This is a genomic window from Lysobacter sp. 5GHs7-4, assembly GCF_021284765.1.
In the GTDB taxonomy this organism is placed as follows: Bacteria; Pseudomonadota; Gammaproteobacteria; order Xanthomonadales; family Xanthomonadaceae; genus Lysobacter.
The window spans coordinates 1,841,262-1,858,160 of sequence record NZ_CP089924.1 but is presented as its reverse complement, the minus strand read 5'-3'; the positions used below and the strand labels follow the sequence as shown (position 1 = coordinate 1,858,160).

Annotated in this window: 21 protein-coding genes; 14 read left to right on the top strand and 7 right to left on the bottom strand. The window is 69.7% G+C overall.

What is annotated here, in order from left to right:
• Positions 1-18: 18 nt before the first annotated feature.
• The 9 genes from LVB77_RS08325 to aqpZ all read left to right on the top strand — a co-directional run bounded on the left by LVB77_RS08325 (position 19) and on the right by aqpZ (position 5,771).
• On the top strand, positions 19-534 hold the full coding sequence (locus LVB77_RS08325; protein WP_232909686.1) for a hypothetical protein: 516 nt from the start codon (positions 19-21) through the stop codon (positions 532-534).
• 115 nt (positions 535-649) lie between these two features.
• A complete protein-coding gene (locus LVB77_RS08320; protein ID WP_232909685.1) occupies positions 650-1,069 on the top strand; it encodes a heme-binding protein in 420 nt (139 codons plus the stop codon).
• Between the two features lie 10 nt (positions 1,070-1,079).
• The gene (locus LVB77_RS08315) at positions 1,080-1,592 is read left to right on the top strand and encodes a phosphoglycerate mutase family protein (RefSeq protein WP_232909684.1); all 513 of its coding nucleotides are present in this window, start codon (positions 1,080-1,082) and stop codon (positions 1,590-1,592) included.
• Positions 1,592-2,266 (top strand): deoxyribonuclease V, encoded by a 675-nt coding sequence (nfi, locus tag LVB77_RS08310; protein ID WP_232909683.1) that lies wholly within the window; start codon positions 1,592-1,594, stop codon positions 2,264-2,266. Before LVB77_RS08315 ends, nfi begins: the two co-directional genes overlap by 1 nt.
• 211 nt (positions 2,267-2,477) lie before the next feature.
• Positions 2,478-2,837, top strand: coding sequence for a hypothetical protein (locus LVB77_RS08305; RefSeq protein ID WP_232909682.1), 360 nt, complete (start codon positions 2,478-2,480; stop codon positions 2,835-2,837).
• A gap of 74 nt (positions 2,838-2,911) precedes the next feature.
• The gene (locus LVB77_RS08300; protein WP_232909681.1) at positions 2,912-3,289 is read left to right on the top strand and encodes a hypothetical protein; all 378 of its coding nucleotides are present in this window, start codon (positions 2,912-2,914) and stop codon (positions 3,287-3,289) included.
• A gap of 135 nt (positions 3,290-3,424) precedes the next feature.
• The gene (locus LVB77_RS08295; RefSeq protein WP_232909680.1) at positions 3,425-4,285 is read left to right on the top strand and encodes a pirin family protein; all 861 of its coding nucleotides are present in this window, start codon (positions 3,425-3,427) and stop codon (positions 4,283-4,285) included.
• 181 nt (positions 4,286-4,466) lie between these two features.
• Positions 4,467-4,901, top strand: coding sequence for a hypothetical protein (locus LVB77_RS08290; RefSeq protein ID WP_232909679.1), 435 nt, complete (start codon positions 4,467-4,469; stop codon positions 4,899-4,901).
• A gap of 159 nt (positions 4,902-5,060) precedes the next feature.
• Positions 5,061-5,771: an aquaporin Z gene (aqpZ, locus tag LVB77_RS08285; protein ID WP_232909678.1), complete on the top strand. Its 711-nt coding sequence runs from the start codon at positions 5,061-5,063 to the stop codon at positions 5,769-5,771.
• Positions 5,772-5,881: 110 nt separating this feature from the next.
• Here aqpZ and LVB77_RS08280 read toward each other — a convergent pair whose 3' ends face one another.
• The gene (locus LVB77_RS08280) at positions 5,882-6,139 is read right to left on the bottom strand and encodes a hypothetical protein (RefSeq protein ID WP_232909677.1); all 258 of its coding nucleotides are present in this window, start codon (positions 6,137-6,139) and stop codon (positions 5,882-5,884) included.
• Between the two features lie 148 nt (positions 6,140-6,287).
• Entirely contained in the window at positions 6,288-6,743 is a 456-nt protein-coding gene (locus LVB77_RS08275; RefSeq protein WP_232909676.1) for an Rrf2 family transcriptional regulator, read from the bottom strand.
• Between the two features lie 173 nt (positions 6,744-6,916).
• Between LVB77_RS08275 and LVB77_RS08270 the strand changes: the two genes are divergently transcribed.
• Positions 6,917-7,903 (top strand): NAD(P)/FAD-dependent oxidoreductase, encoded by a 987-nt coding sequence (locus LVB77_RS08270; protein WP_232909675.1) that lies wholly within the window; start codon positions 6,917-6,919, stop codon positions 7,901-7,903.
• Here the strand turns inward: LVB77_RS08270 and LVB77_RS08265 are convergent.
• Complete coding sequence (locus LVB77_RS08265; RefSeq protein ID WP_232909674.1) at positions 7,885-8,751, bottom strand: pirin family protein; 867 nt, start codon at positions 8,749-8,751, stop codon at positions 7,885-7,887. The two genes, LVB77_RS08270 and LVB77_RS08265, sit on opposite strands and share 19 nt — an antisense overlap.
• A gap of 46 nt (positions 8,752-8,797) precedes the next feature.
• On the opposite strand from LVB77_RS08265, the gene LVB77_RS08260 reads away from it, so the two are divergent.
• Entirely contained in the window at positions 8,798-9,313 is a 516-nt protein-coding gene (locus LVB77_RS08260) for a hypothetical protein (protein ID WP_232909673.1), read from the top strand.
• Positions 9,314-10,243: 930 nt separating this feature from the next.
• Here LVB77_RS08260 and LVB77_RS08255 read toward each other — a convergent pair.
• The 4 genes from LVB77_RS08255 to LVB77_RS08240 form a co-directional block, all read right to left on the bottom strand.
• Positions 10,244-10,843: a methyltransferase domain-containing protein gene (locus LVB77_RS08255; protein ID WP_232909672.1), complete on the bottom strand. Its 600-nt coding sequence runs from the start codon at positions 10,841-10,843 to the stop codon at positions 10,244-10,246.
• 11 nt (positions 10,844-10,854) lie between these two features.
• Positions 10,855-13,056 (bottom strand): bifunctional 23S rRNA (guanine(2069)-N(7))-methyltransferase RlmK/23S rRNA (guanine(2445)-N(2))-methyltransferase RlmL, encoded by a 2,202-nt coding sequence (gene rlmKL, locus LVB77_RS08250; RefSeq protein WP_232909671.1) that lies wholly within the window; start codon positions 13,054-13,056, stop codon positions 10,855-10,857.
• An 85-nt stretch (positions 13,057-13,141) separates the two neighbouring features.
• Positions 13,142-13,672: a hypothetical protein gene (locus LVB77_RS08245; RefSeq protein WP_232909670.1), complete on the bottom strand. Its 531-nt coding sequence runs from the start codon at positions 13,670-13,672 to the stop codon at positions 13,142-13,144.
• 44 nt (positions 13,673-13,716) lie between these two features.
• Positions 13,717-14,217, bottom strand: coding sequence for an MOSC domain-containing protein (locus tag LVB77_RS08240; protein ID WP_232909669.1), 501 nt, complete (start codon positions 14,215-14,217; stop codon positions 13,717-13,719).
• A gap of 41 nt (positions 14,218-14,258) precedes the next feature.
• Here LVB77_RS08240 and LVB77_RS08235 point away from each other — a divergent pair, with 41 nt between their 5' ends.
• The 3 genes from LVB77_RS08235 to LVB77_RS08225 all read left to right on the top strand — a co-directional run bounded on the left by LVB77_RS08235 (position 14,259) and on the right by LVB77_RS08225 (position 16,680).
• The gene (locus LVB77_RS08235; RefSeq protein WP_232909668.1) at positions 14,259-14,840 is read left to right on the top strand and encodes an N-acetylmuramoyl-L-alanine amidase; all 582 of its coding nucleotides are present in this window, start codon (positions 14,259-14,261) and stop codon (positions 14,838-14,840) included.
• 102 nt (positions 14,841-14,942) lie between these two features.
• Entirely contained in the window at positions 14,943-15,842 is a 900-nt protein-coding gene (gene tesB / locus LVB77_RS08230; RefSeq protein ID WP_232909667.1) for an acyl-CoA thioesterase II, read from the top strand.
• 1 nt (position 15,843) lies between these two features.
• Positions 15,844-16,680 (top strand): hypothetical protein, encoded by an 837-nt coding sequence (locus tag LVB77_RS08225; RefSeq protein ID WP_232909666.1) that lies wholly within the window; start codon positions 15,844-15,846, stop codon positions 16,678-16,680.
• Positions 16,681-16,899 lie beyond the last annotated feature (219 nt).

Genomic DNA, 16,899 nt, shown 5'->3' with positions numbered 1-16,899 from the left:
GATGAGGAGCACGCCGGCATGACTGTGTTCGTTCACATCGCCGACGAACGCGACGCGGCGGCGATCCGTCGCAGTGGCCTGAAACTGCCACGCCTGCCGGCGCGTGCGCGCGGCCCGGTCGCGCACGGCGTGTTCGCCCTGCCGGTGGTGCCCAACTTCGTGGTCAGCCACCAATGGGTGCGCGAGCTCAAGCGGCGCGGTTTCCAGGTCGCGGTCGGGGTGTACTTCCGTGTCGACGACGAGCAACCCGTCCTGGCCGGCACCTACAACGACCGACATCAGGCCGTGAGCGCCGCGCAGGCCGCCGCGCATCTGCGCGAACACGGCACTCTAGGCTACGAAGTGCTGCTGCCGCGATCGATCCTGGCCAGCGAGATCGTGCGCATCCGTGCGCTGCCGCAGACCTTGGGCTGGCGCTACTTCCCCGGCGCGCACGAGCGCGGCGTGTTCTGCGGCTGCCGCTATTGCCAGCGCGGCGAGTACAACAACCGGCGCATCCGCGAAGCGTATCGCGAGCGCTACGGCGACGACTGACGGAGCGATCTTCGCGCGCCACAGGCGGCGGCGCTGGAGTAACGAACCGATCCGGCCCTAGTATGGATCGCGCCGGTCCCTAGCCGATGCGACGCCTTCAACCGCCACGAATCCCATGAACCCACTATTGCAGACCCGCACCGTCCTCACCCTGGCCGCCGCCGAGCGCATCGCGCAGGCGGCCGAGGCCCATGCACGCGCCGGCGCGCACGCCGTCGCGATCGCGATCGTCGACGAGGCCGGGCGCTTGCTGTTGTTCCGGCGCATGGACGGCACGCCCAATGCCGGCGTCGAGGTCGCGATCCGCAAGGCCGAGCACGCGGCCAACTACCGCCGCGACACGGTGTTCCATCAGGAACTGCTGGCGCAGGGCCACACGGTGGTGCTGGGCCTGCCGCACGGTCTGCCGCTGGAAGGCGGCGTGCGCTTGCTGTATCGCGAGCATTTGCTCGGCGCGATCGGCATCTCCGGCGCGCCGTCGGCGCAGGACGGCGAGATCGCGCGCGCCGGCGCGCTGGCCCTGGAATCCCTGTGAGGACGCACGCATGACGCCGATCAAGCCGGTCGCCCTGAGCCTGCTGCTGGGCGCGCTGGCCGCCTGCGCGACGACCGCGCCGGTGGCGATGCCGCAGGAATTCGTGCTGGTGCGCCATGCCGAAAAAGCCAGCGACGACCCGCGCGATCCCACGCTCAGCGACGCCGGTCGCGCGCGCGCGCAACGCCTGGCCGACAGCTTCGCCGGCCGCGAGCTGTTCGCCGTCTACGCCACCGACTACCGCCGCACCCGCGACACCGCCGGCCCGACCGCGCGCGCGCATGCGTTGGCGGTGACGGTCTACGACGCCAAGTTGCCGGCCGCGGAGTTCGCCGCGCAGCTGCGCGGCAAGCATCCGCTGGGCACGGTGCTGGTGGTGGGCCACAGCAACACCGTGCCGGCGATCGCCGCGGCGCTGTGCGGCTGCGAGGTCGCGCCGATGGCCGAGGACGAGTTCGACCGCCGCATCCGCATCGTCTTCGACGGCCAGGGCCAGGCCCATCTGAGCCAGACGCGCTACTGATGGAGCGCGCCGCGCTGCCGGCCTGGGACGGCGACGTCGCGGCCGCGCGCGCGTTGCAGGAAACGCTGGCGCGCGAGGTTCGCATCGAGGACGACTACCCGAATCCGCCGCGCCGCATCGCCGGCTTCGATGTCGGCTTCGAGGACGAGGGCGCCACCACGCGCGCCGCCGCGGTGCTGCTGGACGCCGACAGCCTGCAACCGTTGCGGCAGGAGGTCGCGCGCATTCCCACGCGCATGCCCTACATCCCCGGCCTGCTGAGCTTTCGCGAACTGCCGGCCCTGCTGGCGGCGCTGGACGCGCTGGGCGAGGCGCCGGATCTGGTGTTCGTCGACGGCCACGGCATCGCCCATCCGCGTGGCCTGGGCATCGCCGCGCATTTCGGCGTGGTCACCGGCCTGCCCAGCATCGGCGTGGCCAAGATAGTGCTGGTGGGCCGACACGACGAGCCCGGCCCGCAACGCGGCGACCGCGCGCCGCTGTTGTACCGCGGCCGCACCATCGCCCAGGTGCTGCGCAGCAAGCCGCGCTGCCGGCCGCTGATCGTCTCGCCCGGCCATCGCGTGTCGATGGACAGCGCGCTGGCGCTGACCTTGCGATGCCTGCGCGGCTACCGCCTGCCGGAACCGACGCGGCTGGCCGACCGCCTGACCTCGCGCCGCGACCGCCGCTGAGCGCGCCCCGCGCAGCGCCTCGTTCCCGTCATTCCGGCGAATGCCGGAACCCAAGCCCACCTCGACTGCGTTGCAGCTGCGCGCGACCACCCGACCTAAGCGGACACCGCCTCGGCGCAGTTCCGCCACGCCTCGGCGCGTGAGACAGTAGGTGCCGCTGGCGCTCGCCTATGCTCGGCGCCATACCGCAACGGGATAAGGAGTTCCCTCGATGGAAGGCGTGCTGTTCGTCACCGCCCTGCTGACCTACGTCGGCACCTATACCCTCTCCCTGCATTTCGCACGCGCCCTGCTCGGGCGCGGCCCGGACGCCTTGACGCCACGGTTGATCGCCTTGATCGCGCTGGCGCTGGCGACCCTGGCGTTCGCGGTCTGGGCGCAGGTCACCCTGGTCGACTCGACCCTGCTGGCCGCGCCCGATCCGGTCGCGCACGGCCGCTACGGCGAGCGCGTGCGGCTGCTGTCGGTCGCGCCCGCGGCCGCGGTCGCCGTGGGCGCGCTGCTGTTCGGCTGGCGCTCCCGCCGCGCCCATGCCAAGGCCCGCACGCTGCGCGAACGCTCCGCCGCCTAGAAGTGAACGCCGCGTCGCGGCGCGCGCGCCGGCGTCGGTTACGATCCGGACAGTCCGCATCGAGCCCCGCCGCCATGAGCCGTCTGTTCGCCGCCCTGCTCTCGCTTACCGCCCTGTCCGCCTGCGCCAGCGGCGGTGCCGGCACCACCGGCGGCGACGGTCTGGAAGCGACCCTGAAACCCGGCGAGCAGGTCACCCTGAGCGATCGTTCGCGCCTGCGCTACGTGGGCGTGAGCAACGATTCGCGCTGCCCGCCCAAGGTGCAGTGCATCCGCGCCGGCGACGCCGACGCCCACTTCGAATTCGAGGCCGCTGGCGCCGCCGCGCAGACGCTGGTGTTCAACACCGAGCGCGCGACGCGCTTGAATGCGGGCGCCTGGACCATCGAACTGACCGCCTTGAGCCAGGGCGACGCGCCGACGGCGACGGTCAAGGTGGGCGCGGCGCCCTGAGCCGCGCCGCAGCACCGCAACACCGCAGGCCCAAGACGCGGCGCCGCAACAGGCCGTTGCGCGCGCCGCATGCTGACGCGCGGCGGGCCGTGACAAGCTAGCGCCTGCATCCACGCGCAGCCAGAGAGCCCCGCCATGACCACCCTCGTCGCCCCCCGCGTCCACGACCTCGGCGGTTTCCAGGTGCGGCGCGCCGTGCCGTCCATCCAGGCGCGCTCGGTGGGGCCGTTCGTGTTCGTCGATCACATGGGTCCGGCGTTGTTCGAACCCGGCCGCGGCATCGACGTGCGCCCGCATCCGCACATCGGCCTGGCCACCGTCACCTTCCTGTGGTCGGGCAGCATCGGCCACCGCGACACCCTGGGCAGCGTGCAGGACATCAACCCGGGCGACGTGAACTGGATGACCGCCGGCCGCGGCATCGCCCATTCCGAGCGCACTCCGCAGGCGCTGCGCGCGGGCGAGCATCCGCTGCACGGCATGCAGACCTGGGTGGCGCTGCCGCGCACGTTCGAGGAAACCGCGCCGGCCTTCCACCACCACGCCGCGGCCACGCTGCCGCAGCTGCGCCGCGATGGCGCCTGGCTGCGCGTGGTCGCCGGCCGCGGCTACGGCGAGGAATCCCCGGTCAAGGTCTTCAGCGACACCCTCTACGTCGCCATCGACCTGGACGCCGACGCCGAGCTGGCGATCGAGGACAGCCACGCCGAGCGCGCGCTCTACCTGCTCGAAGGCCAGGCCCAGCTGGACGGCGCCGACCTGCCCGAAAAGCATCTGATCGCGCTCGACCCGGGCACCCGGCCGGTGCTGCGCGCCAAGACCCCGCTCAAGGCCATGCTGCTGGGCGGCGAGCCCCTGGATGGGCCGCGCCACCTGTGGTGGAACTTCGTGTCCAGCTCGCGCGAGCGGATCGAGCAGGCCAAGCAGGACTGGCTGGAGGGCCGCTTCGGCCAGGTCCCGGGCGACGACGAGTTCATCCCCCTGCCCGAGCGCTGAGCCCGGCCGCCGGATTAGGCCCCACGAGCCGCGGCCAAACTCGGCAAAGCGCCTATTCAGTTGCCTCTGAAACCACAGGATTTGTCAATCCCCCGGAACTGCCTTATGTTCTGACGCAGGTCACGTTTTATCGTCCAGCGACCTCAAGGGGGATCCAGTCGTGAAAATGCCGGCATGCTGCATGTCGATCCTGCCCGTGCTCGGGCTGCTGTACGCAGGAAGCGTGCAGGCGCAACAACAGGACGGATGCCCGCAGTTGCCGTCGTCCACGCAACTGGTCTGGCAACACAAACCCGCCGCCGGTTCGGATGTCTGCCTCGCCCTGCGCGAGGACGGCAGCGAAGCGTTCGGCATGTACATCTCGAACAAGTCGCCGTTCACGCCCAAGCGTGGCGATCGCGCCGAGGCCGGCACCATCGACGGCAAACCCATGTACTGGTACCGCGGCGAACTCGCCGGCAAGCCCGACGTGCAGGTGCGCGAAACCCTGCTCGATCTCGGCGACGGCCGGGTCGCGCATATCTGGCTGCAGGCGCCCACGCCCGACAAGCTCGGCGAAGTGCTGGGCCTGACCCAGGGGCTGCGCTTTCCGTCGTCGCGACTGAGCAGCAAGTGATCCGATGACGGCGATGGCGGTCACACTCCGCCGTCGCCGTCCTCGCCTCTCCCCGACTATCCTCGCCAACGCGCGCGGCGTACCGTGTGCGCAGGCGCGGACGCGCCCGCGTGTAGCGACTGACCCGAAGTTCCCGATCCGTCATCCAGGAGGAAGATCATGATCAAACGACTCGGCGCCGAATTCATCGGTACGTTTTGGCTGGTACTGGGCGGTTGCGGCAGCGCGGTGCTGGCGGCCAATTTCGGCGGCGTCGGCAACCCGCTGGGCATCGGTTTCCTGGGCGTGTCGCTGGCCTTCGGCCTGACCGTGTTGACCGGCGCCTATGCGCTGGGCCACATCTCCGGCGGCCACTTCAATCCGGCGGTGAGCTTCGGTCTGTGGGCGGGCGGACGCTTCGCCGGCAAGGATCTGCTGCCCTACATCGTCGCCCAGGTGCTGGGCGGTCTGTTCGCCGGTTTCGTGCTGTGGCAGATCGCAGCCGGCAACCCGGAGTTCTCGGTCGATCCCAACGCCGCCGGCGCCTTCGCCAGCAACGGCTACGGCTCGCATTCGCCCGGCGGTTACTCGGTCGCGGCGGCGTTCCTGTGCGAAGTGGTGATGACGGCGATGTTCCTGGTGGTGATCCTGGGCGCGACCCATCCGCGCGCGCCGGCCGGCTTCGCGCCGATCGCGATCGGCCTTGCGCTGACCCTGATCCACCTGATCAGCATCCCGGTCACCAACACCTCGGTGAACCCGGCGCGCTCGACCGGCGTGGGCTTGTTCGCGGGCTCGCAGGCGATCTCGCAGTTGTGGCTGTTCTGGCTGGCGCCGATCCTGGGCGGCCTGCTGGGCGGCGTGATCTACCGCTGGTTCGGCAAGGACTGAGCGAGCGCGGCGGCTAACCGTCCGATCGCGATCGCGCGTCACGAAAGGCCGCGTCCCACGCCCCGTCGAGCGTGGGGCGCGGCCTTTTCGTACCTCTCGCCGATGCGCGCTCAGCGCGCCGCTTTCTGTTTCACCGCATCTTCGGCCGCCGCCAGCGCGGCCTGCTGCAGCGTCGCGGCGAGCTTGCGGTTGCCCGCGCTCTCGGCGGCGTCGAGCATCTGGTAGCTCGCCTGCAACAGCTTGATGCCGCGCGGCGGAATCTTGACGACCTTGCCGCCGACGATGGCGAAGCCGCCCGCGCCCTGGCCTACGCCGGGCGATACGAAACTGGCGACGATGACGAACTTGTTGGGATCGATCCCGGGCATGACTGCACTCCTTCGCAGGAAGACGGCGCAGCCGGACGGCGGCGCCGGCGCGTCATCGGCACGCGGGTCTTCAGCGCGTTCGTCCGATGACTGCGCCGTAGCTAGCTAACGCGGCCGCCCGCGCGCGCCGGCCAATCGCGTGCGCGCGTCAGCGCTCCCACCACGGCCGCGGCGCCTTGCGTCCCTGCATGCGCGCCTCGTAATCGCGCGCGATCGCGTCCAGCGTGGTGGTGGCGAAACGCGACAGCAATTGCTCGCGCGCTTCCTCCAGCGCGCCGCGCAGGGCGGCGTTCACGCCCTGCTCGACCAGGCAGCGCGGATGGTCGTCGGACAGGCCCAGCGCGAACACCGGCGGCTCGCCGATCGCGCGGTACACGTCGAGCAGGCTGATCTTGTCCAGCGGCTGCGCCAGCGACCAACCGCCGCCATGGCCTTTCACCGACTGCACATAGCCCTGTTCGCGCAGGCCGGCCATGGTCCGGCGCACCACCACCGCATTGGTGCTGAGGATGCTGGCGATCAGCTCGGAGGTGATCGGCCCGGGATGCTGCGCCATGTGGATCAGCACGTGCAGCATGCGCGACAGGCGGTTGTCGTTTCTCATCCGGCTCGCGCTCGCGGTGGGTCGGTCGGGGCAATCTTAACAGCCGCCCTCTCATGTAACACGATTAGTTGCATTAATGCGGGATCGGGTGATAAAACGTAACTTCAATTGATACATATAGACCGGCCCGCCGACCGCGGCAGCCCCGGTCGCCCACTCACCGGAGCCGAACCATGCAACACGAAGTGATCGTCGTAGGCGGCAGCTACGCCGGCCTGGCCGCCGCGATGCCGTTGGCGCGCGCGCGCCGGCGCGTGCTGGTGATCGACGCCGGCCGGCCGCGCAACCGCTATGCCAGCCACTCGCACGGCTTCTTCGGCATGGACGGCTGGACCCCGGCGGACATGCTGGACGAGGCCAGCCGTCAGTTGGCGGCCTATCCCACGGTCGAGCTGCTGCCCGCGCGCGTCGCGCAGGCGCGCGCGCACGGCGACGGCTTCGCCCTGACGCTGGACGACGGCCGCGCGCTGAGCGCGCGTCGGCTGGTGCTGGCCACCGGCGTCGCCGACGAGTTGCCGGCGATCCCCGGCCTGCGCGAGGGCTGGGGCCGCAGCGTGGTGCACTGCCCTTACTGCCACGGCTACGAATTCGACCGCGGCGCGTTGGGCGTGCTGGCCACGCAGGCCAGTTCCCTGCATCAGGCCCTGCTGGTGCCCGACTGGGGCCCGACCACCTACTTCAGCCAGGGCGCGTTCGAACCCGATGCCGAGCAGGCGCGGCAACTGGCCGCGCGCGGCGTCGCGATCGAACGCAGCGAGGTGGTGGAAGTGCTGGGCACGCCCGAGCGCATGCGCGGCGTGCGCCTGCGCGACGGCCGCGAACTGCCGCTAGCGGGCTTGTTCGTGGCGCCGAGCATCCACCCGGCCGACGATCTGGCGCAACAGTTGGGCTGCGAGTACGAGGACGGCCCCTGGGGCCCGCTGTTGCGCGTGGACGCATTCAAACGCACGTCCGTGGCGGGCGTGTACGCGGCCGGCGACGCCGTCAGCGCGATGGCCAGCGTCAGCCTGGCGGTCGCGGCCGGCACCATGGCCGGCGTCGGCGCGCATCAATCCCTGTTAGAGCACGCCGCGCCCGCGCAAACGCACGGGGCCGCATTGCGCGGCCCCGTGGCTAGCGTGATAGCGAACGCCCGCAAGCGTCAGAACTTGCCTTCCTGAAAGTCGACGAAGGCCTGCATGACTTCCTGCTTGGTGTTCATCACGAACGGACCGTAACGCGCGACCGGCTCGCGCAACGGACGACCGCCAACCAGGATCAGACGGCTGTCGCGGCCCAGGTCGCGCAGCTTCAGGCGCTGGCCACCGGACAACACCGCCAGTTCCTGCGAGTCGACCTGGCGCGCGTCCTCGCCCTGACCGATCTCCACGCCGCCCTCGTACACGTAGACGAAGACGTTGTGGCCTTCGGGCAGGTCGTACTCCCAGTCGGCGCCGGCTTGCAGCGCGACGTCGATGTACACCGGCTCGGTCGCCGGCTGCGCGATCGGCCCGCGCAGGTCGCCGACGGCGCCGGCGATCAGCTTCAGCTGCACGCCTTGCGCGGGCTGCAGTTGGACGATGCGCTCGGGGGCGAACTCCTGGTACTTGGGCTCGGTCATCTTCTCGCGCGCCGGCAGGTTCACCCACAGCTGGAAACCGCGCATGCGGCCCTCCTGCTGCTCGGGCATCTCCGAATGCACCAGACCGCGGCCGGCGGTCATCCACTGCACGCTGCCGGGCACCAGCACGCCTTCGTTGCCATGGTTGTCCTTGTGGCGCATGCGCCCGTCGAGCATGTAGGTCACGGTCTCGAAACCGCGATGCGGATGCTCCGGAAAGCCGGCGATGTAGTCCTCGGCGCGATCGGTGCCGAACTCGTCCAGCAGCAGGAACGGGTCCAGATCCGGCAACTCGGCCCCACCGATCAACCGCGTCAGCCGCACGCCGGCCCCGTCCGAAGTCGGCTGCCCGCGCAGCTTGCGACCGACGCGGGCGTAGCGATGGGAAACGTCTTGGTTGGTGGCCATGGTCCTCTCTCCTGTAGCGCCCGCCGTATTGGCGTTGGGGCACAGGATGCCACTGCAAAAACAGAACGAAGCAGTGATTCACGGGAGTATCTATTACAAATTTGGAACAATAAAGGTTCCGCAGATGCGGACGGGATCCGAATGGAACGGCACCCCAGCGCCGAGCTGCGCCCATATAGCTATTTGCAATTGCAAATTGCCACACATACACCACGCGCCTTCCTCGCCGCCGAAGGCCCTTTTCGACGGGAACCTGTTTGCGATGCGGCTTGACCACCGGCCGCCGACGAACCGCGACGCCGCCATGCGCACCCACGCGATCGCGGCTCACGCCGCTCCCACAGAAAGCGGCTCACAAAACCCGGCAGCAACGCTTTCAACCGCCAATGCCAATGCCAATGCCAATGCCAATGCCAATGCCAATGCCAATGCCGTTGAGTTTGCCGTTGCCGTTGCCGTTGCCGTTGAGTTTGCTCCGGCATTGAAGTCCATAGAACCGAAGCCACACGACCATTCCCAGACCCGTAGGGCGGCGCGCAGGACGCGCGCCGTTTTTCGATAGGACAGGGATGTCCTATCGAAAAATCCCGGCGCAAGTTCCGAAGCTACACGGGAGCTCCTGGCTCAGACCCTTCTCTTTGGTTACTTTCTCTTGGGTCAGCAAGAGAAAGTGACCCGCATGCGCAGCAGGCGGAAGCCTTTGACCTTCGGTCAGAAGCAGCGAAACAACAGCAAAAGCAAATCCTCCCCAGCCCGCCCAGCCAGCAGGCATAGCCTCCTGGCGTTCAGCCGTGCACGAACCTGCGGTTCGTAAGCGCACGGCTTCACCCTTTGTCAAAGGAGGGAGCTAAAAGCGCGACGCCGGCTCTAGCCACACGACCATTCCCAGACCCGGAGGGCGGCGCGCAGGACGCGCGCCGTTTTTCGATAGGACAGGGATGTCCTATCGAAAAATCCCGGCGCAAGTTCCGAAGCCACACGGGAGCTTCTGGCTCAAGCCCTTCTCTTTGGTTACTTTCTCTTGGGCTAGCAAGAGAAAGTGACCCGCATGCGCAGCAGGCGGAAGCCTTTGACCTTCGGTCAGAAGAAGCAAAACAACACCAAAAGCAAATCCTCCCCAACCCTCCTTTGTCAAAGGAGGGAGCTAAAAGCACAGCACCGCTTTCCGGAGGGCAATCAGAACCGCAGAGGCGCGACAGTCGGGATTCGCGGTCGCGGCTCACGCCGCTCCTACAGAAAGCGCGAGCAACAGAAAGCGACCCGCATGCGCAGCAGGCGGAAGCCTTTGACCTTCGGTCAGAAGAAGCAGAAACAACAGCAACAGCAAATCCTCCCCAACCCTCCTTTTTAAAGGAGGGAGCTAAAAGCGCGACGCGGGAATCTGAAGGTCATTGGAACCGGGCGCACGCGGTCACCGGGATTCGCGGTCGCGGCTCACGCCGCTCCTACAGGGCCGAGCGCGCGAATCGCCTCGCCCCCGCGAACGCGCCGATCACGCCTCCGCGCGCCCCGTGCGCGTATACACATACACCGTCGCCGGCGGCACGTTGCGCAGCACGAACTCCCCGCGCCGCACGTGCAAACCCAACTCCCGCATCACCGTATCGGCCACCGGCGCCGCCGGCCCGTACGTGAACTGCACGAACACCCCGTCCCCGCGCAGACACTCGAACGCCGCCGCCAACAGACCGCGCTGCAACTGCGGCGGCATGGTCAGCAGCCCCAGCCCCGACACGATCGCGTCGGCCGGGCCGCCGTCGAGATAACCGTTGGCGCGCGCCAGCGCCGGCAGCGAACGCGCATCGCCCAGCAGCACCTGCACCCGCGGGAAGCGCAGATGCAGATGCGCGTGCAATGCCTCGTTGAGCTCCAGCACCAGCAAATCTTCATCGGCGATGCCCGCGGCCAACAGCGCGCGCGTGATCGCGCCGGTGCCGCCGCCGAGCTCGATGATGCGGCGCGCATCGTCGGGCAGCTCGGCGATCATCGCCGCCGCCAGTTCGGGGCTGGACGGCGCGACGGCGGCGGTGCGCAGGGGGTTCTTCAACCATTGCAGGAAGAAGGTCCAGGCACCGGGCTTGCGCGCTTTCACGGCTTCCTCGCTCACAGCGGTTGCAACTGCCAGCAGCGGTGGATGCGCGCGTCGCGGGCGAAATCGGGCGGGATGGTCTCGGCGCTGATCTCGCGGCAGTCGGCGAACTCGGCGACCGCTTCCTGGTCGAGGCGGAAGCGGCGGAAGTTGTTGGAGAAATACAGCGTGCCGTTGTCGGCCAGACGCGCGACGGCCGCGCGCAGCAGGCGCACGTGCTCGCGCTGGATGTCGAAATCGTCGGCGCGCGCGGAGTTGGAGAAGGTCGGCGGGTCGCAGAAGATCAGGTCGTAGCGGCCGCGGTCGGCTTCCAGCCAGGCCACGGCGTCGGCCTGGACCAGGCGGTGGTCGTTGCCGCCGATGCCGTTCTCGCGCAGGTTGTCGGCGCACCACTGCAGATACGTCGCCGACAGATCGACGGTGGTGGTCTGGGCGGCGCCGCCGACCGCGGCGTGCACGGTGGCCGCGCCGGTGTAGCCGAACAGATTGAGGAAGCGGCGGCCGCGCGCTTCCTCGGCGATGCGCAGGCGGATCGGGCGATGGTCCAGGAACAGGCCGGTGTCGAGGTAGTCGTGCAGGTTCACGCGCAGCCGCGCCGCGCCTTCGCGCACCACCAGGATTTCGCCGCGCTGGTCGAAGCGTCCCGCTCCTATCTGTGCATATTTGCTGCCGCCCTTGCCGCGCTTCCGGGTCTTGAGCGCGATGCGCTCGCGCGGCACCGCCAGGGCCTCGCGCGCGGCCGCCAGCAGTTCGTTGAGGCGGCGGCGCTGGTCGGCCTCGGGAATGGTCGCGGGCGCGGCGTACTCCTGCACGTGCAGGTGCAGCTGCGGTTCGCGGCCTTCGCTGGCGTAGACGTCGATCGCGGCTGCGTATTCGGGCAGGTCGGCGTCGTAGACGCGGTAGCAGCTGACCGCCTCGCGCTCGCGCCAGCGCTTGAGCTTGTGCAGGTTCTTGCGCAGGCGATTGGCGACCATCTGCGCGCCCTCCGACAACGTCGGCGGCGGCGCGTCCGGCGCGTCCTGCGCGCGCGCGCGCGGCGCGATCGGGTCGCAGACGATCAGGGTGCATTCGATCGCGCCGTTGAACAGCTGGTACTTCTTGCTGGCGCGCAAGCCGGTGGCCTGGGCCAGGTCGGCGTCGCCGCACAGCAGGCTGGCGCGCCATTGCGGCGCCAGCCGCTTGAGGGTGTTGCCCAGCGCGCGGTACAGCGCCGGATCGGCGGCCAGACGCGCGTCGTAAGGCGGATTGCACACCGCCAGACCGGTGGCGGCGGCGCCCTCGCCTTCGACGGTTTCGGCGGCGGCCGGTGCCGGCAACTCCTGCAGTTGTTCGACCGGGACGACCTGCCAGCGGATCACGCCGGCCAGGCCGGCCATGACCTCGTTGTCGCGCGCGGCGCGGATCGCATGCGGGTCCAGGTCGCTGCCCTGGAACACCGGCCGCAGGGCCGCGCGTCCGGCGTCCTCGCGCGCACGCGCCTCGTCGCACAGCGCCTGCCAGGCGGCGCGGTCGAAGCCGCGCCAGCGCGTCGGCGTGACGCCGTCGTGGCGCAGCAGGCCCGGGGCGACGTCGGCCGCCATCAGCGCGCCCTCGATCAGCAGGGTGCCGCTGCCGCACATAGGATCGATCAGCGCGCCGCCTTGCGCGTAGATGCGCGGCCAGCCGCCGCGCATCAGCACCGCGGTGGCGAGGTTTTCCTTCAACGGCGCCTCGCCCTGCTTCAGGCGCCAGCCGCGCCGGTGCAGCGAGCCGCCGCCCAGGTCGATGGAGACGATCGCGCGGTTCTTGCGGATGACCAGGTTCAGGCGCAGGTCCGGCGCGTCCACGTCCACGTCCGGGCGCGCGCCGGTGCGCGCGCGCATCACGTCGACCACGGCGTCCTTGACGCGTTGCGCGGCGTAGCGGGCATGGGTGATCGCGGTGCCCGACACGTGCGCGTCGACGGCCAGGGTGTGGGTCGCGTCCAGGTGCTGCGGCCAGTCGATCGCGGCCACGCCGGCGTAAAGCGCGTGTTCGTCGGGGCAGTCGAACTCGGCGATCGGCCACAGCACGCGGCTGGCCAGGCGCGACCACAGCACCGCGCGCTGCGCGTCGCGCAGTTCGCCTTCGGCGTTGGCGCCGGCCATCGCCGCGGTCGCGCGCGTGCAGCCCAGCGCGACCAGTTCGTCGGCCAGCAGATATTCCAGACCTTTGCCGCAGCTGACGTAGAACTTCACGAAGACTTCCCGATGAGCGAAAAAAACGACCGGTCGCGCGCAGTATCCGCGGCGGCGGTCAAGGGCATGTGTGGCGGCGAGGGCGTCATAGGCCCTGCAGCAATTGCGCGAAGGCTTCGGCGCTGGCGTCGACGTGCGCCGACAGGCGATGGCTGTCGTCGACCAGCAGCACGCGCGCGCGGCGCGGGTAAGCCCAGTCGACGACATCCTGGGCCGGGATCAGTTCGTCGTCCCAGCCATGCAGGATCGAGATCGGCACGCGCGCCGCGTCCAGGCGCGGCGCCGGCCCCATGCGCACCGGCGGCGCCATCAGGAACAGGCCGGCCACCGGCACCTGCAGCGAGACCAGGCCGGAGATGTAGGCGCCCAGGCTGGAACCGGCCAGCACCAGCGGCCCGCGTTGCGCGGCCGACTGGGCCAACGCGAGCAGGCGCTGCAGCCGCTGCGGCACGTCGCCGAGTTCGCTGATCTCGCGGCGCGCGTCCAGGTCGGTGTAGTCCGGGCGCTCGTGACTCCAGCCCAGGCGCTGCGCAGCCTCGGCCAGGGCGGTCACCTTGGTCGCGTCGGGGCCGCTTTCGAAGCCATGGGAAAGGATGCAGTGTCCGCGCGTGCTCATGCGTGTCCGGGTCTGAGTCGGGTCGGTGCGCGGCCGTGCGGCGCTCAGTCGGCCAGCACGACCAGCGCGTCGCCCAGACGGATGCGGCCACCCGCGAGGATGCGCGCGCACAGACCGCCGTGGTTGCGCATGGCGTTGTAGCCGCCGGGCCCGAGCGCGTCTTCCATGCGCGAGCAAGGGTCGCAGTCCTCGGTGCCTTCCAGCACGGCTTCGCCGAGACGGAAGCGGCGGCCCTTGAGCGCCACCAGCGGCAGGCCCGACACCACCACGTTACGGCGCAGCAGGGCCGGGTCCAGCGTGTCGCGGCCCGACAGCGCGACGATCGCGGGCAGGTGTTCGGCCTGGATCAGGGTCACCCCGCGCTTGCCGCTGCCGCCGGCGTAGCGGTCGCCGACCAGGCCGATGCCGGTCTGCGCCAACGCCTCGGCGACCGTCTGCATGGCCACGTCGCGCTTCGGACGCAGGCCGATCCACTCCACCCGGCCGGGTCGGGGCAGCTGGGCCATCAGGCGGCCTAGGGCGGAGTCGGCGGGCGGCAGGGACATGGCGGGCTCCGGTGCGAGGGCGAATGTTAGCATCCGGCCCCATGCCGCCCCTTCCGCCCCCGCGCGCGCAAGCGCTGCCCTACGAGGCCCTGCTGGAGCCGCGCGCGGCCGACAGCGTCGATCTGGTGGTGATCCACTGCACCGAACTGCCGGATCTGGCGACCGCGCGCGAGTACGGCGAGCGCGTGCTCTACCCGGGCTCGGGCACCGGCAACAGCGGCCATTACTACATAGACCGCGACGGCAGCGTGCTGCGCTACGTCGATCCGCTGCGCACGGCCCACCACACGCGCGGCTACAACCCGCGCTCGGTCGGCATCGAACTGGTCAATACCGGCCGCTACCCACACTGGCTGGATTCGCGCCACCAGGCCATGGACGAGGCGTATACCGAAGCCCAGATCGAGGCGCTGATCGGCCTGCTGGCGCAGTTGCGCGTGCAGCTGCCGGCGCTGCGCCGCATCGCCGGTCACGAGGACCTGGACACCACCCGGGTCGAGGCCAGCGACGATCCGACCGTGCTGGTGCAGCGCAAGCTCGACCCCGGTCCGCGGTTTCCGTGGGCGCGGGTGCTGGCGGCATGCGGCTTGGAACGGCTGCAGCCGGCCGCCGCGGCGAGCTGAAGCAGCGTCCAGGCAAGCCTCCGCATTTACCACCGGGTCAAGGCCGCCGCCGATCGGGCCGTATACTTCAAAGTCGTATACCGACCGGCCGAACCACGCCCCATGAGCTCATCCCCCGTCTCCGAACTGATCGAACTGCTGTCGCTGGAGCGGCTGGAAGACAATCTGTTCCGCGGCCAGAGCCGCGACATCGGCACCAAGTACGTGTTCGGCGGGCAGGTGCTGGGACAGGCGCTGTCGGCCGCGCAGGCGACGCTGGAAGCGCCGCGCAGCGCGCATTCGCTGCATGCCTATTTCCTCAAGGCCGGCGACATCGAGGCGCCTATCGTCTACCAGGCCGATCGCACCCGCGACGGCGGCAGCTTCTCGGTGCGGCGGGTGACCGCGATCCAGCACGGGCAGCCGATCTTCTTCCTGGCCGCGTCGTTCCAGAAGGACGAGGACGGCGGCGAGCACCAGTTGTCGATGCCGGAAGTGCCCAAGCCCGAGGACATCGCGCCCGCGCCGGCGGTGCCGGCCGAGGTGATGGCGACGCTGCCGACCAAGGTGCAGCGCTGGCTGTCGCGGCAGGGGCCGTTCGAGTTCCGCCACGTGTACCCGCGCGACGAGCTCAACCCGCCCAAGCGCCCGCCGTATCAGCAGGTCTGGTTCCGTCTGAGCGAACAAGTGGGCGATGCGCCGGAACTGCACCGCGCCCTGCTCGCCTACGCCTCGGATTTCCATCTGCTGGGCACGGCGACCTTCCCGCATGGCATCAGCTACTACCAGCCCAACGTGCAGATGGCGTCGCTGGATCACGCGCTGTGGTTCCACCGCCCGTTCCGCGCCGACGACTGGCTGCTGTATTCGATCGACAGCCCCAGCGCGCAGGGCGGACGCGGCCTGGCGCGCGGGCAGATCTACGACCGCCACGGCCACCTGGTCGCCAGCACCGCGCAGGAAGGTTTGATCCGCGTGGTGCAGGATTCGGCCGCGGCCCAGCACGTGCCGGCGAAGGACTGAGATGAGACAGGTCTTCTCCAGCGCGCGTCTGGAAAACGTCGAACAGGTCGCGCAGATGCTGCGCGAGGCCGACATCGAAGTACGCGTCACCCATAACCGTTCCTACAAGGGCAATCGCCGCAGCGGCTTCAGCTACAGCGACAACGACACGCCCAAGCCGGCGGTGTGGGTGGTGAAGTCCGAGGACCAGGTGCGCGCGCGCGAAATCCTGCGCGCGTCCGGCCTGATCGACTCCACCCGCGGCGGCGAAGGCTATGCGGCGATCAGTTTCCGCCCGCCCGAACAGGTCGCGCGCGGCCGCACGCCGGCGCAGCAGCGCGCGTTCCGGATCAAGCTGGGCCTGATCTTCGTGATCGTGGCGGTGCTGGCGATGGCGATCGTGCATTCGCTGCGCCAGGACCCGGCCGAGGCCGCGCTGGCCGATCACCCCTTGAACGGTTCGGTGGCGGCGATCCCGCAGCCGCTGGCCGCGGCGGTGTTCGCGCGCGAACTGGCCAAGGCCGCGCCGATCGACACGCTGTGCCTGTCGATCGACGGCAAGGACGTGTCCAAGGCGATGATCGACGCGATGCAGGCGCAGCTGCGCGGACGCCGCGTGGTGCCGCTGTCGGAATGCGTGCGCATCGCCGACGACGAACAGGGCAGCGTGCATCGCGCCTCCGGCCACCCGGCGCTGCTGGTCGACGTCAAGGCGTTCCGGCCGCAGACGCGCGAGTCGGGCAAGATCGAGTACGAGGCGTACCACCATCGGCTGTCGGCGTCGTACAAGACGCTGGAGGTGAAGCAGACCGATGGGCGCTGGCAGGTGGTGCGCACGATCCGGCATGTGGCGATGTGAGGCTGCGGGCGGGAGCGAGAGCGAATCCCCCTTTATCCCCCTCTTTCGAAAGGGGGAGACTGCGCCGTCCGGTTTGAGGTTCGGCCTCGCCGCCACGAGGAGAGGTGACCGGGCACAGCGCAGGGAGCCCCCCACAACCGCGTAGCTGCCTCCCCTTTGAAAGGGGGGACTAAGGGGGATTTGCTTCTCGGCGTCCCGACACACGCCCCGCCCCGGTCA

Coding starts and splice junctions, on each gene's coding strand:
- aqpZ (WP_232909678.1), top strand. CDS start 5,061: ATGATCAAACGACTCGGCGCCGAATTCATCGGTACGTTTTGGCTGGTA.
- LVB77_RS08240 (WP_232909669.1), bottom strand. CDS start 14,217: ATGTCCCTGCCGCCCGCCGACTCCGCCCTAGGCCGCCTGATGGCCCAG.
- LVB77_RS08275 (WP_232909676.1), bottom strand. CDS start 6,743: ATGAGAAACGACAACCGCCTGTCGCGCATGCTGCACGTGCTGATCCAC.
- nfi (WP_232909683.1), top strand. CDS start 1,592: ATGGAGCGCGCCGCGCTGCCGGCCTGGGACGGCGACGTCGCGGCCGCG.
- LVB77_RS08315 (WP_232909684.1), top strand. CDS start 1,080: ATGACGCCGATCAAGCCGGTCGCCCTGAGCCTGCTGCTGGGCGCGCTG.
- LVB77_RS08245 (WP_232909670.1), bottom strand. CDS start 13,672: ATGAGCACGCGCGGACACTGCATCCTTTCCCATGGCTTCGAAAGCGGC.
- LVB77_RS08280 (WP_232909677.1), bottom strand. CDS start 6,139: ATGCCCGGGATCGATCCCAACAAGTTCGTCATCGTCGCCAGTTTCGTA.
- LVB77_RS08270 (WP_232909675.1), top strand. CDS start 6,917: ATGCAACACGAAGTGATCGTCGTAGGCGGCAGCTACGCCGGCCTGGCC.
- LVB77_RS08225 (WP_232909666.1), top strand. CDS start 15,844: ATGAGACAGGTCTTCTCCAGCGCGCGTCTGGAAAACGTCGAACAGGTC.
- LVB77_RS08235 (WP_232909668.1), top strand. CDS start 14,259: ATGCCGCCCCTTCCGCCCCCGCGCGCGCAAGCGCTGCCCTACGAGGCC.
- LVB77_RS08320 (WP_232909685.1), top strand. CDS start 650: ATGAACCCACTATTGCAGACCCGCACCGTCCTCACCCTGGCCGCCGCC.
- tesB (WP_232909667.1), top strand. CDS start 14,943: ATGAGCTCATCCCCCGTCTCCGAACTGATCGAACTGCTGTCGCTGGAG.
- LVB77_RS08295 (WP_232909680.1), top strand. CDS start 3,425: ATGACCACCCTCGTCGCCCCCCGCGTCCACGACCTCGGCGGTTTCCAG.
- LVB77_RS08260 (WP_232909673.1), top strand. CDS start 8,798: ATGCCACTGCAAAAACAGAACGAAGCAGTGATTCACGGGAGTATCTAT.
- LVB77_RS08325 (WP_232909686.1), top strand. CDS start 19: ATGACTGTGTTCGTTCACATCGCCGACGAACGCGACGCGGCGGCGATC.
- LVB77_RS08305 (WP_232909682.1), top strand. CDS start 2,478: ATGGAAGGCGTGCTGTTCGTCACCGCCCTGCTGACCTACGTCGGCACC.
- LVB77_RS08290 (WP_232909679.1), top strand. CDS start 4,467: ATGTCGATCCTGCCCGTGCTCGGGCTGCTGTACGCAGGAAGCGTGCAG.
- LVB77_RS08300 (WP_232909681.1), top strand. CDS start 2,912: ATGAGCCGTCTGTTCGCCGCCCTGCTCTCGCTTACCGCCCTGTCCGCC.
- LVB77_RS08265 (WP_232909674.1), bottom strand. CDS start 8,751: ATGGCCACCAACCAAGACGTTTCCCATCGCTACGCCCGCGTCGGTCGC.